We start from the raw sequence: 12,882 nt of genomic DNA, 5'->3' as shown, positions 1-12,882 counted from the left end.
AGAGGCTACGGGCGGTTCCTCTTGATATTTAGGGGCTTTCTTTCTGCTCATAACAAACAGGATGAAGCACTGGAATGATCACTCAATAGCCAAGAATGGATCAAGTGCTGAGTGTCACACTTTTTCTGTCAATAGGGGCTTGGTGAACACTTACATCGAATGGGCAATATTCAACATTAGATGACGCACTAGGAACAAAGCTTATCGTAAAGCTGACATCTGAAAAGTTTGACTTGAAGCACTCTGAATCATTAGTCGAATATTGCTACATGCAGATGGCCCGTAATGTCGGCATTGAGGTTCCTGACTTTGATTTAATTGATGCGGGTAATGGACGATTTTGGCTAGAGCAGGAACGATTTGATTGCACCGAGCAAGGCGGTCGAATCCATATGATTTCTGCGTGTGGGTTGTTAGATGCACCGTTTCGAGAGCCTTCTTTGGACTATGTGGATTTAGTTAAAGCTACGCGCATCATGTGTAGTGTCACTGAGTCTCAGAAGCTCATTAAGCGCTGCATATTTAATTACCTAACGGTTAATCAAGATGATCACAGTAAGAACTTCAGTTTCCTTGCCAGTGACGCCGATAACTGGACGCTATCGCCTTTCTACGACATTGTTTACAGCCCTAACCCTTACAAAGAGCATATGACGGCATTTGGTGGTAATGGCCGAACGCCAAAGAGCGCACTAGACCAGTTAGCTGCTCAGTCGGGGGTGTCTTCAAAGAAAGCGATTATGGTTATGGCTGAGGAAATATTTGAAACAACACGCTCGTTTAGTCATGAGGCCAAACATCTGGGCTTGTCACCTAATCTAATCAAGGAGATTGATAAGGATATGGTAGAAAAATTTAAGGCGCTGTAAGTGTAGGATAAATCAAATTCGCCATGGCTTTGTAGACGATAAGTGGATGTAAATGTCGCAGAAGCGATTGATGTGTCTGATGACGTCACTTACAACATTTTATTACACAATGCGGTTGTCTTCACTAATCCACAAGTGACGGCGACTGACAATGGTATTGTGGATGGATATACGGCGATCATTGAACCTGTAGCGCCATAACGTTTGAAGGCGATTATGAAATGGGGGGAGTGACAGACACGTCATACTGCCCGGCTTGTATCATTCAACTGTACGTAGCGTGGTACGATCCAGCCGCAGAAAATGGCGCGACTCCGGTCAATTTAGGCTTGTGGTCTGGTCAGACGCGGACAGTGGGTAGCCCAATTTCTACAAGGCAAGGCGCTCCTTCTGGGCATTTCACTTTTGAGTCTTTTGCACCGACAGAGGCGGGCATTTATTATGTGAGTGCGGGGCGCTCTCTACAACATGACTTTATTCCTACCGCTACGGGGTGGCTTGGAAATGACACAGAAACAGGCGAACTGGACTTTGCGTCCTTTATGATCACCATGACGAACGATTTTGATTCAGATGGTATTCTGAATGATCAAGACCAATGTCCCAATACGCCACTCGGCTCGGTCGTGAATGGTGATGGATGCGCGATTGAGCAATTGGTGCAATGTGATGATAAATGGAAAAATCATGGCCAATACGTGTCAACCGTGGCTCAGACCGCGAATAGTTTTGCCGCGGATGGTTTTATAACGGAACCAGAAAAGGGTGCCATTGTCGCCACAGCAGCTCAGTCAAGGTGTGGTAAAAAAAAGTAGGGTCATTCCCGTCACCGTCAAAACCCCAGCCGCCATGCTGGGGTTTTCTTGTGTTAGCGTGAGGAATGGAGGGAAGGGCAGACGGGCCGAGGTAGCAGAGGTTGGCTCGCCATGATCCCGCCGTGCTGCCCTACTGGCGTAAGCCAACGCGTCAAACCAGCCAGGCGATCCCGGCAGACGGGGCGCATGAGACAAGCGAATGCATTGGGTGGCGACAAGGTAATACTGTCTCAATGTGCGCGGCGAAGGCCGGTGAGTGTCTCATGGCGGGTCGCCGATCTGGCCTGAGCGCCGCGCGAAGTGGCAGCCCAGTGATGACGGGGCTTCTGGCCCAATAGGCGGCACTCTTTTTATTTTAATTTAAGTTCCTGTTTCTATAGATTTTAATTTGATCGAAAACGTCTCATTTTCGTGATCCTTTCGATCAACTGTCTCAGGTGATTTTTTATACCATGCTATCTTGGCGATGGTTAAGTAGGGTTAAAAAGCCTTAGGGCATCGAAGGAAAAACGGTAGTATAATGAAGAGATAGAAGTCGTATGGAGAGAAGGTTTCATGAGCAAAGACTTGTCAGCCTATGGAGTGCCACAGGTAAAAAGACCGAAAGTAAAAGCGACCAAGCAGTTAGACTTGAGTGGGATGCAGGGGCGTCAAATTGTGCGTTCTGAAGCCAAGTTAGCGCTAAGAACGCATCGTAAGACATTCACGAAATTAGCGGATATGTGATGGATATCATCTGTTTTCCATTCGAGCGAGTGATTGAAATAAATTCGTTTATTTTAGCGACTGAGCCAGGTATGCAGGGAGAGGTGGATATACCAAAGCTGCAAGGTGCATTGGGTCGAATTGACAATGCGATCGCGTATGATGGTCTGGAAGATGTCTTTGATATTGCATCAAAGTATGCGGCAAGTATTGCCATCGCTCACGCCCTACCTGATGCAAATAAACGCACGGGGCTGATGGTCGCGCTTGAATACTTATCACTTAATGAGTTTGAAATTGTCATCGACAACGCCTTACTTGCTGATGCCGTCAGAGATCTTTTGCTTGGTGTATTAACCGAAGCGGATTTCGCGGATATTTTGTATGCACAATACGCGGCGGGGCTTGAGTGTTGAGTCAGAATTGATCCTGAGGAGATCGTTGATATTGAACTTCATCGCAGGAGCAAGGCAGATATTTTTTAGTTCACTCCCAATAACGGCACAATCGGTGCCCATCGCCTCTGAGCCCAGGCCATCCCTGATCTTAGCCTGAGCACGTGCCGACCTCATCGCATCGGTGGCAAGGTGAACCCAAAATAGGGGCTGACTTTGCGTTTTGGCAAACCGAACCCAAAATAAGGCCTGACTCTGCGGTCTGACAAACTGAACCCAAAAATAGGGCGGACTTTCACTCTCTAGAGGTATTCGTCTCTACCAAATTTCACTCTTTATTAGGGTTAACGTATACATTGTTGATATTTTGCTCGTATTTTTTGCTGGCGATCTGTGGCAAAACGTCGTGTGAGAACTCTATCCTCGGAAAAGGGGGCGATACGGGAACCGGACTTTGGCGCCAATATCCCTTGAAACATCAGCGTATGGGAACTGCACATTGCGCTCACTATCGATCGACGGTACAGGAAATGCGGGCTAATTAAGTTTGTCGTGACGAAGACTGTAGCAACAACTTGTCAAGATCCCCCTCTGTTTACCCAGGATGGTAATGAATATCGTCAGGGGGACAGTAAAGCGAACAGTGGCGATAACCTAAGGCTTTGATGTGATGGACGCACCTCCCTTCTAGCACCGTTGTATCAAACTAATGGTGCAACCAGTAAGAGCAGGAGTAATCATCATGTCTATTAAAGTTGTCGGTATCGATATAGCCAAAAACCTCTTTCAAGTATGCGTGTTGAGTTCTGATGGACAAATCTTGTCAAACCGAAAGGTAAAGCGTGACAAGCTTCTTGATACAGTCCGGCAATTACCAGAGAAAACGGCTATTGCGATGGAATCATGCGCAACTTCGCATCATTGGGGCAGAATATTTCAAGAGCTTGGACATAGCGTAGCTCTTATCCCAGCTCAGCATGTAAAGCCATTTGTTGGGCGGCAAAAGAACGATGCTAATGATGCGAGAGCAATTTACGAAGCATTTTCTAGGCCTGATATTCATTTTGTTCCTGTTAAGTCTGTTGAGCAACAAGACCTCAAGGCTATACGCAGTGTCCGTAAACGCTTGGTGGAGAACAGAACTGCCTTGTCGAACCAGATCGGAACGCTCCGCAATCGGGATGAAAATATCGGGTGACATTGCTTGATTAGGTTCTGATGGTGTCAACCGAGGAGAGCCTCACATGCGAGCTATCGCTCGGTTTTAACGTCGAACTCGGGGGAAACCAGCTTAAACTCATCACGACGCAAAGAGTAGCGAAGTTGTGATGAAAGTGTCCGTTGTTGCAGTGCTTGGTTGAGGGACGAGGTATAGAACTCATAACGGTTCCGTCTCGCTTTCTTCGCTTGCTACATCGCGGTATCGGCATTTTTAATAGAGCCTCTTTGTTGCCGCCGTAGTGCGGATAGATACTGATGCCAACGCTGGCCGTGAGAAATACATCTTCATCGCAGAGGGCAAGGCTTTGGCGAAACGTTCGAACTACTTTATTTGCAACGATGTGAACGTCGTCCGTGCATTAGAACCCGTGCTGCTCCCAACAAATTGAACCTTCAAGTCTTAAGCGGTGTTACGAAAAATGAGGTATTCACATACTTATTTAGCATCCTCAATGGAGATGGAGTGAGAAGAAAGTTCGTAATTTGTGATGAGGCGCCGAATTGAAATTCTAACTGATCTAGTAAAGATAGGTTAGCATGACATCGATATCACTTGAGTTTGCTCCATATCATCTGATCTAACGCACTCAGTTCACGGTGAGCGAACATCAAAGCCGCTCTCAGCATAAAATAATGTAGCAATATGTGTATTGGAAGAGCTATGTTTACTAGGCAAATATGTCTCTTTCGAGGCTATTTGTGTGGAAGTTTTTATATCAAGCTTGGTTGCTAGCTTTGGTTAGACAGCGCATTAATTAAAATGAAACTTGATGCAAATGTAAAGTTAATGAAAAATAAGTATTTTAAACTTCAGTAGTGGCATGACCAATGATAAAAATGATAACTGTGAGGGCTGTGGCATGTTCATTGCCTTTTTATGTGGGGATAGCAAAGGCAACTGAACAATTAGAGCGCTTCCCCTCCAATCAGAGCTTTACCGGCTTGACTTTTACACCTAATGCTCAAGTGAAAGAGTATGGCAACTTTGGTGTATCTTTTGCCCAAGGGCGCCCTTGGCTTGACGAGGTGCAAGGTTTAGATTCTATCAAAGTATCTTTCGGCCTCATTGAAGGGTTAGAGGCTCACGGTAGTATCGTTACTTATGATTATAACTCGAACTGTTTTAAAACAGGCTGTGGCGGTATTCGAGATTTATCACTATCACTGAAGTATCAGGTTCCCAATTTTTGGGGGAATGAGAACTTAGATTTTGCTTTAGGTATGCAAGATGTCGGTGGTGCTGCAACTAAGCTCATGACTAATTTTGCCGTCGCTGATTATACGTTTAATGCACTTCCCTTAAGGGTTTCTGCTGGTTTCGGTCAGTCAGAAGAGCGTTTGATGGGTGTTCTAGATGGCCCTTTTGGTGGCTTTGAATACCAACCTTTTGACTTTGTTCAACTAGTAGGAGAGTACGATTCAGTAGAATTCAACTCTTCTATAAAAGTGTTTACTCCCGATAATTTACTGCCTAATGATATAACTGCCTCATTAAGCTACCAGATTTATTCTGGTCATGAATCGGATGGTTCAAGCGTTTGGAGTGCTGCACTCTCGATGCCATTGATAACGGAATACTCTCGCTCTCGCGACTACGCGAAGAATAATATGACGTTAATGGATCGTTTAGTCGTTGAGCAAAACAAAGCGCAACAAGCGTCAATTTCCTCTTTGGTTAGTGCGTTAAAAAATGAAGGCTTCGTTAATGTTCAAGTGGGCGTATCAAATGACAAAGTTGTAGTCGCTTTAGAAAACCGTCGCTACAACCATAATCAAGTTGACGGACTAGGTGTCGCTCTGGGTATTGTTTCGAGCCATTTAGGTCAAAATGCGGCGCAAGATATAGGTGCTGCATCGGATCAATTTGAACTTGTGATGCTTGCCAACCAAAAACCAGTGGTCAGCGTTTTGTCTGACGCTAACTGTTACCAAAGTTTTGTCAATGGTAGCGCAGCTTGTGATGACATTCAGTTTATCACGCGCGATTTACCGGAAAGATTAGACATGGTTGATTGGAAAACGGAGCGAGTTAATTCAGGCACTTTAGATTCGCAGATCGTGCTTTCTCCTATGGTAAGGCATGGTTTTGCAACCGAGTACGGTGTGTATGATTACTCTTTTGCTATGTCTAGCAACTTATACACCTACCTATGGTCTGGCGCGGCAATTGATGTTCGTCATATTTTACCTTTAGCAGAAAGTGACGATTTTGAAGAAGATGGGTATTTCGAAGACAGCGCGTACGAGAACGAGATTGAGCGTGCAATGGTGCATCAGTTCTTCCGTTTACCATATGTCGATATTGCTAACCAGGTCTCTCTAGGCTTGGTTAAGTCGGATTATATCGGTGCGCGCAGCGAATCAGCTTGGTTCTCTCAATCGGGCAACCATGAGTTGGGGCTAGAGATGAGCTACTTCCAACATCAAGACGAAAAAGACAAAAATGGTTATGCGAATCCAGACCGCCAAACCTTTTTAACTCGTTATACATTCTCTATGCCGGAGTGGGATTGGCAGTTTAATGCAACTGCTGGCGAGTTTTGGAAGGGGGATGTCGGCGCAAAATTCACGACCTCACATTGGTTTGAAGATATAGAAGTATCAGCAAGTTATCAGGTGACAAAGTTTAATGATACAGACGAAGAGCAGTTTGTCACTGTGTCAGTAAAACTGCCATTAACGCCATGGCGCGATATGTCGCCGGGAGTGATACAAGTTCGTGGTAACGAGGCTTATGATTTCAACGTTACGACACGGGTTGGTAATGATGCTAACCATTTAGCGGCAGGCCAGGGTGATGAACTCGTAATGGATAATAGTATGCTTCGTCGCTACTTTAACCGAGGCCGTTATGGTCAAGAGTACTTTGAGCAGAACAAGCTGCGTATCCGCAACGCTTATTTGCGTTACTTGGGTACTCAATTGAATTAAGTTGTGTTGCTAGTTAGGCTTTGAGTTAATCACTGTACTCTACCGAGAGTGCAGGTGTTTTGATATGCTAGCGTCAGTTAAATAATAGGAAATAAAAATGAAAATTGCTGTAGCAGGCACGGGCTACGTCGGTTTGTCCAATGCCATGTTATTGTCACAAAACCATGAGGTTGTGGCGGTTGATATTATCCAAGAAAAAGTGGACTTGTTGAACGACAAGAAGTCTCCAATTGTTGATGCGGAAATCGAACATTTTCTTGCAAACAAAGAGCTCAACTTTGTCGCGACGCTAGATAAAGAGCTGGCTTACAAAGGCGCAGAGTTTGTTGTTATTGCCACACCAACGGATTATGACCCTCAAACGAACTACTTTAATACTTCTTCAGTTGAAGCAGTGATTAAAGATGTGATGGCAATTAATCCAGATGCGGTTATGGTGATTAAGTCGACTGTACCTGTGGGTTATACTGCGCGTATTAAAGAGGAGCTCGGTTGTCAGAATGTTATGTTCTCTCCAGAGTTTCTTCGTGAAGGTAAAGCTCTTTACGATAACCTACACCCGTCTCGCATTATCGTTGGTGAGCGTAGCGAACGTGCAGAGAAGTTCGCTAATCTTTTAGTTGAAGGTGCGGTAAAAGAAGACATCTCGGTTTTGTTTACTGACTCTACAGAAGCCGAAGCGGTTAAGTTGTTCTCAAACACATATCTTGCGATGCGCGTGGCTTACTTCAATGAACTGGATTCTTATGCTGAAGCACATAACCTTGATGCGCGCCAAATTATTGAAGGTGTAGGCTTAGACCCTCGTATTGGCAATCACTACAACAATCCGTCATTCGGTTATGGTGGTTACTGCTTACCAAAAGATACAAAGCAATTGTTAGCAAACTACCAAGAAGTTCCTAATAACATCATTGGTGCAATTGTTGATGCAAACCGCACTCGTAAAGATTTTATCGCAGACTCCATTATCAAACGTCAGCCAAAAGTAGTGGGCATTTACCGCTTAATTATGAAAGCTGGTTCAGATAACTTCCGCGCTTCGTCTATTCAAGGCATTATGAAGCGCATTAAAGCGAAAGGTATTGAAGTAGTGGTATATGAGCCAGTACTTAAGGAAGGTGAGTTTTTTAACTCACGTGTAATCAAAGATATGAATGAGTTTAAACAGAGTGCAGATGTGATTGTCTCTAACCGCATGGTTGAAGAGCTTGCTGATGTAGCTGATAAAGTCTACACACGAGACCTGTTTGGTAGCGACTAACTGAAACAATATTATAGTAAGCCAGTCGTATTTGACTGGCTTTTCGTTTTATTAAGGTAATTAATCTGATGAAATACTTAGTGACTGGTGCGGCTGGTTTTATTGGTAGTGCAACAGTAGAGAAATTAAATGCTGCAGGAAATGAAGTCGTTGGTATCGACAATCTAAATGATTATTACGACGTAAACTTGAAACTTGCTCGACTAGCCCGTATTGAGCATCCTATGTTCAAGTTTTTGAACGTTGATATTGCTGATCGTTCTGCGATGGAAATACTCTTCTCGACAGAGAAATTTGATCGTGTGATTCATTTGGCCGCACAAGCTGGCGTACGTTACTCTTTAGAAAACCCTCATGCTTACGCAGATTCTAACCTAGTAGGGCATTTGAATATCCTTGAAGGTTGTCGTCAAAATGATGTTAAGCACTTAGTGTATGCATCATCTAGTTCTGTATATGGCTTAAATGCCAAAGTGCCATTTGCTACATCTGATAGTGTTGATCACCCGGTGTCACTGTATGCGGTAACCAAAAAGTCTAATGAGCTAATGGCTCATAGTTATTCTCATCTATACGATATTCCGACCACCGGCCTACGTTTCTTTACCGTTTACGGTTCATGGGGACGCCCTGATATGGCTCCTTTTATTTTCACTAAAAAGATTCTTGACGGTGAAACCATTGATATTAATAACAATGGTGATATGTGGCGCGACTTTACTCATGTGGATGATATTGTTGAAGGTGTGGTTCGTATTTCGGATGTGTTGCCTGCACGTAATGATAGCTGGACCGTTGAAGCTGGTACTCCAGCAAGTAGCTCTGCGCCTTACGCCGTTTATAACATAGGCCATGGTTCACCGATTAACCTAATGGACTTTGTTAAAGCAATTGAAGATGAACTGGGTATTGAAGCTAAGAAAAACTTTCGAGAGATGCAACCTGGTGATGTTTATCAAACCTACGCGGAGACAGAAGACTTATTTTCTGCAACTGGTTACAAACCAAGAGTAACAGTAAAAGAAGGAGTTGCTGAGTTTGTCTCTTGGTATAAAGAGTTTTACAACAAATAATAAATAGCGAGCTGAGTGCTCGCTATTAGTTGAGTTAGGTTGAACAAAATGATTAAAAAATGTTTATTCCCAGCTGCGGGTTACGGTACACGTTTCCTTCCTGCAACTAAGTCGATGCCGAAAGAAATGATGCCAGTGGTGAATAAGCCATTGATTGAATACGGTGTTGAAGAAGCGATTGAAGCCGGTATGGACGGTATGTGCATCGTCACTGGTCGTGGTAAGCACTCGTTAATGGATCACTTTGATAAAAACTACGAGTTAGAGCATCAAATTAGCGGTACAAGTAAAGAAGCGCTGCTTGATGATATTCGTTCTTTGATTGATTCTGCGAGTTACACTTACATCCGTCAGCGTGAAATGAAAGGCTTAGGTCACGCTATTCTTACGGGACGTGAACTGGTCGGTGATGAACCGTTTGCTGTTGTGCTCGCGGATGACCTTTGTGTGAATGAGGACCAAGGCGTTCTAGCTCAAATGGTTGAGCTGTACAAACAGTTCCGCTGTTCAATCGTTGCGGTACAAGAAGTGCCGGAATCAGAAACGCATAAATACGGTGTGATTGCTGGCGAGATGATCAAAGATGATATCTTCCGCATTGATAACATGGTGGAAAAGCCAGAACCAGGCACTGCACCTAGCAATCTAGCGATTATTGGTCGCTATATTCTGACACCTGATATCTTTGAACTGATTGAAAATACAGAGCCAGGTAAAGGTGGTGAGATTCAAGTCACCGATGCGCTGATGCAACAAGCTCAATCTGGTTGTGTTTTGGCATACAAATTTAAAGGTCAACGCTTTGATTGCGGTAGTGTAGAAGGCTACATTGAAGCTACAAATTACTGCTACGAGAACCTTTATAAGAAAGATTCCAGTGCGGAGCTAGCGAAAAAGCCAACCGTGAAAATTGCCGAGCCAGCGTAAATCGGAACTTCCTATTAGGTACTCCGACTGTACAACACAAACAAAAAGGGATGCATGATGCATCCCTTTGTTATTTTTACTCTCAGTAAAAACGAGATTAAGCTTTTGCTTTAGCAGCTGCTTTAGCGATTGCTGCGAAGCTTTTCGCGTCTAGAGAAGCACCGCCAACTAGAGCGCCGTCGATGTCTGGTTGTGAGAAGTAAGCTTCAGCGTTTTCTGGCTTAACAGAACCGCCGTATTGGATGATTACTTGTGCTGCAACTGCTTTGTCTTTCGCTGCGATTAGTGCGCGGATAGAAGCGTGGATGCGTTGTGCGTCTTCAGCTGTTGCTGCTTTACCAGTACCGATAGCCCAGATTGGTTCGTAAGCGATGATTGCGCCGTTTAGAGCTTCAACACCGTAAGTGTCGATAACTGCGTTGATTTGACGTGCACATACAGCTTCAGTTTCGCCAGCTTCGTTTTGCGCTTCAGATTCACCGATACAGAAAACAGGTGTTAGACCGTTTTCTTTTAGGAAGTTGAATTTCTTGGCGATGAACTCGTCAGATTCGTTGTGGTATTCACGACGCTCTGAGTGACCGATGATGATGTGAGTAGCACCGAAATCTTTCAGCATTTCTGGAGACATATCGCCAGTGAACGCACCGCTGTTGTTTAGGTCAGTGTTTTGAGCACCTAGGATGATCTTGTTACCGCCTTCAGCGATTACGCGCTCTGCTAGGTCGATGTAAAGTGCTGGTGGAGCGACTGCTACGTCAACACCTTCAACGCCTTCAAGTTCAGCGTTAAGACCAGTTAGCAGCTCAGTTACCATTGCTTTGCTGCCGTTTAGTTTCCAGTTACCCATCACTACAGGACGACGCATAGGAATATCTCCCTTATCTTTAATGTAAATAGTCAATTAATGTAAAAAATCTACGTAGGAATATAACAGAATAATGTGAACAGATCATGATTGGCGTCATGTCTTGTCCGGCTTTCTTTGTTGATTCGACCAAGCATCGATCCTGTTATTTTTGTCAAAAGCAACCGATTGGTGATCGCGTAGACAGAATGATAGTTCATTCCTCGGAAATTGCTGCTGAGATTGGTATTACTACGCGCTGGAATTAATTGTTGTAGAAAGGAATCAAAATGCCAAATCTCGTTTTAGAGTATTCAAACTCGGTGGAAGAACGCGTCAATGTTCAGGGGTTGCTGGAGGATTTACATAAAACGGCGTTAGAAAGTGGCCTTTTTGAACTCGCGTCAGTGAAATCTAGAACGCTCCGGTGCCACAATTGGTTAATAGGAGAGGAGGGAGATAGCCTCGATTTTATCCATATCAACTTTGATTTGTTATCTGGTCGCTCCCAAGAACAAAAGCGAGAACTGTCACGAGCCTTGATGGCGACTCTTCAAGAGCAAGCTAGTCACGTGCACAGTTTAACGGTCAATATCCGAGACATGGATATAGATAGCTTCCAAAAGGTAGTGAACTAGGTGGTGCTGGATTGCCCGAGAATAGCGAGGGGTTATTGTTACGAATTCTCAGCCTGGCTCTGCTTGTTATATGGGCGTTGTGGGCACCCAAGCTATCGGTGTCCTTTCCAAACTATATTGACTCGGCTAATCTATAACCTTTCTATTTTGGGGTAAAATTTGATGTCGACTAAAGAGTTACTGTTTTCTTTTCAAGGACGTATAAACCGTAAAACCTACTGGATTTGGAACGTCATTTACTATGTGTCCATTCTAGGCTTTGGTGCCGGTATCAGCCAGCTGCTTCCTACTCTCTCCTATGTGCTTCTTCCTATTTTCTTGGTGGTTCTGCTGATCCCTGATTTGGCGATCACCACCAAACGTTGGCACGACCGCAACAAATCGATCTATTGGCTAGCACTGAATATTCCGCTGATTATCGGACGAATTGCCACGCCAATGACCAGCCCTGCCGCGCAAGAGCCGTCGACCCCACAGATGTTCGTCGCTTCCATTTCTCTGATTTGTGGTTTATGGATTCTAATTGAATGTGGTCTCTTAAAGGGGACATCAGGACCAAACCAATATGGCCCTGAGCCGGAGTAATCGCTTCAAGTACCGTGCGTGCTGAAAGTAGATTCTTAGTCTCGCTAAGGCTCGCTAGAATGACGCTCCTTTTTGGTTTGAAGGCTGTTAAAGTCATCATCATTCTGAACAGCGAGGAACGAGGTGATTCAGAATCTATCGTCCGGTTGAGCCGTGGTTAAGCTGAGCGGGAAAGAATAGGAGCTTGCTGTTACTAGATTCTTAGTCTCGCTAAGGCTCGCTAGAATGACGGACTCTTTTGATTTAGAGGCTGTTAAAGCCACTGTCATTCTGAACAGCGAGGAATGAGCGTGGTCCAGAATCTATCATCCGGTTGAGCAGTGGCTAAGGTGAGTGTGAAAGAGTAAGAGCTTGCTGTTACCAGATCCTTAGTCTCGCTAAGGCTCGCTAGAATGACGCACTCTTTTGATTTAGAGGCTGTTAAACTCACCGTCATTCTGAACTGCGAGGGACGAGCGTGATTCAGAATCTATCGTCCGGTTGAGCAGTGGTTAAGCTGAACGGGAAAGAATAGGATCTTGCTGTGACGAGATTTTTAGTCTCGCTAAGGCTCGCTAGAATGACGCACTCTTTTGATTTAGAGGCTGTTAAACTCACCGTCATTCTGAACTG

11 protein-coding genes and 2 pseudogenes are annotated in these 12,882 nt (G+C 44.5%); 12 read left to right on the top strand and 1 reads right to left on the bottom strand.

Annotation, left to right across the window (positions count from 1 at the left end; all coding sequences use genetic code 11):
- Positions 1 to 200: 200 nt before the first annotated feature.
- The 10 genes and pseudogenes from R8N28_RS22475 to galU form a co-directional block, all read left to right on the top strand.
- Positions 201 to 869 (top strand): annotated as a pseudogene (locus R8N28_RS22475) (type II toxin-antitoxin system HipA family toxin); the annotation flags it as partial.
- Positions 870 to 911: 42 nt separating this feature from the next.
- The gene (locus R8N28_RS22470) at positions 912 to 1,070 is read left to right on the top strand and encodes a hypothetical protein (protein ID WP_213896859.1); all 159 of its coding nucleotides are present in this window, start codon (positions 912 to 914) and stop codon (positions 1,068 to 1,070) included.
- A gap of 29 nt (positions 1,071 to 1,099) precedes the next feature.
- Complete coding sequence (locus tag R8N28_RS22465) at positions 1,100 to 1,684, top strand: thrombospondin type 3 repeat-containing protein (RefSeq protein WP_318104921.1); 585 nt, start codon at positions 1,100 to 1,102, stop codon at positions 1,682 to 1,684.
- Positions 1,685 to 2,239: 555 nt separating this feature from the next.
- Entirely contained in the window at positions 2,240 to 2,410 is a 171-nt protein-coding gene (locus R8N28_RS22460) for a hypothetical protein (RefSeq protein WP_005397970.1), read from the top strand.
- Positions 2,410 to 2,805, top strand: a complete 396-nt coding sequence (locus R8N28_RS22455; RefSeq protein ID WP_213916540.1) for a type II toxin-antitoxin system death-on-curing family toxin — start codon at positions 2,410 to 2,412, stop codon at positions 2,803 to 2,805. Before R8N28_RS22460 ends, R8N28_RS22455 begins: the two co-directional genes overlap by 1 nt.
- A 721-nt stretch (positions 2,806 to 3,526) precedes the next feature.
- A pseudogene (locus R8N28_RS22450) lies at positions 3,527 to 3,946 on the top strand (IS110 family transposase); the annotation flags it as partial.
- An 887-nt stretch (positions 3,947 to 4,833) separates the two neighbouring features.
- The gene (locus R8N28_RS22445) at positions 4,834 to 6,936 is read left to right on the top strand and encodes a YjbH domain-containing protein (RefSeq protein WP_213971932.1); all 2,103 of its coding nucleotides are present in this window, start codon (positions 4,834 to 4,836) and stop codon (positions 6,934 to 6,936) included.
- Between the two features lie 97 nt (positions 6,937 to 7,033).
- Complete coding sequence (locus R8N28_RS22440; RefSeq protein WP_213971933.1) at positions 7,034 to 8,200, top strand: nucleotide sugar dehydrogenase; 1,167 nt, start codon at positions 7,034 to 7,036, stop codon at positions 8,198 to 8,200.
- A 68-nt stretch (positions 8,201 to 8,268) separates the two neighbouring features.
- On the top strand, positions 8,269 to 9,273 hold the full coding sequence (locus tag R8N28_RS22435) for an NAD-dependent epimerase (RefSeq protein WP_213874571.1): 1,005 nt from the start codon (positions 8,269 to 8,271) through the stop codon (positions 9,271 to 9,273).
- 48 nt (positions 9,274 to 9,321) lie between these two features.
- A complete protein-coding gene (gene galU / locus R8N28_RS22430) occupies positions 9,322 to 10,200 on the top strand; it encodes a UTP--glucose-1-phosphate uridylyltransferase GalU (RefSeq protein WP_213874570.1) in 879 nt (292 codons plus the stop codon).
- 97 nt (positions 10,201 to 10,297) lie between these two features.
- On the opposite strand, the gene tpiA is transcribed toward galU, so the two are convergent.
- Positions 10,298 to 11,068 carry a triose-phosphate isomerase gene (tpiA, locus tag R8N28_RS22425; protein ID WP_213971934.1) on the bottom strand — a complete coding sequence of 257 codons (771 nt, stop codon included), beginning with the start codon at positions 11,066 to 11,068 and terminating at the stop codon, positions 10,298 to 10,300.
- Between the two features lie 269 nt (positions 11,069 to 11,337).
- On the opposite strand from tpiA, the gene R8N28_RS22420 reads away from it, so the two are divergent.
- Positions 11,338 to 11,685 carry a 5-carboxymethyl-2-hydroxymuconate Delta-isomerase gene (locus R8N28_RS22420; RefSeq protein ID WP_017820736.1) on the top strand — a complete coding sequence of 116 codons (348 nt, stop codon included), beginning with the start codon at positions 11,338 to 11,340 and terminating at the stop codon, positions 11,683 to 11,685.
- Positions 11,686 to 11,847: 162 nt separating this feature from the next.
- The gene (locus R8N28_RS22415) at positions 11,848 to 12,270 is read left to right on the top strand and encodes a DUF805 domain-containing protein (protein ID WP_005379526.1); all 423 of its coding nucleotides are present in this window, start codon (positions 11,848 to 11,850) and stop codon (positions 12,268 to 12,270) included.
- The last annotated feature ends 612 nt before the right edge of the window (positions 12,271 to 12,882 follow it).

The sequence above is a fragment of the Vibrio sp. Vb1554 genome (assembly GCF_033344235.1).
Note: the sequence above shows the minus strand (reverse complement) of the source record. Positions and strands in the feature narration are given on the sequence as shown.